This window comes from Neisseria sp. P0021.S006 (assembly GCF_051956895.1).
Genome location: NZ_JBQCWZ010000958.1, coordinates 1 through 564, shown reverse-complemented (window position 1 = coordinate 564; position 564 = coordinate 1). Strand labels below are relative to the sequence as shown.

Here is a 564-nt window from a genome sequence, read left to right as displayed (position 1 = left end):
CGGCTTTCTCCAGCAAAAAAGCAATGCCGTTTTGGATGTTTTTGCTGTAACGGGCAATATCGCCGACATACAAAATGCCGCCTGATGCCTTTTGCAACAGCTCCATCGGCGTATCGACAATGTGTTCGACACGGTCGGTTGCCACCCAAGGCGTACCGCTTTTGTGCAGATAGCGGGCGACAATTTCAAACGGCGAGCCTGCCTCACCAGCCAACAACAGCGGGCGGTTGTGTTTGGCGGCCGCTTCAATGCTGCCGTTCATTTCTTGAATGACGGGGCTGTTGCCCAGTTTGTCCAAAGTCATACCGGAGGCCGTCTGAACTTCGCCATGTTTCAAGGCGCGTTCTACCGCAGACAAGAGTTTTTGCAGGGCAATCGGTTTTTCCAGAAAATCGAGCGCGCCGATTTTAGTGGCTTCAACCGCGGTGTCAATGCTGGCATGACCGCTCATCATAACAACAGGCATATTGAGTTGACCGTTTTTCGCCCACTCTTTCAACAAAGTGATACCGTCGCAATCGGGCATCCAAATGTCCAGCAACACCATGGCCGGACGCGTTTGAT

Annotated in this window: 1 protein-coding gene; it reads right to left on the bottom strand. The window is 52.5% G+C overall.

Features of this window, described 5'->3' with window-relative positions:
- A partial coding sequence (locus tag ACTHUM_RS18140) for a response regulator (RefSeq protein WP_440403701.1) occupies positions 1–564 on the bottom strand: 564 nt, incomplete at both ends.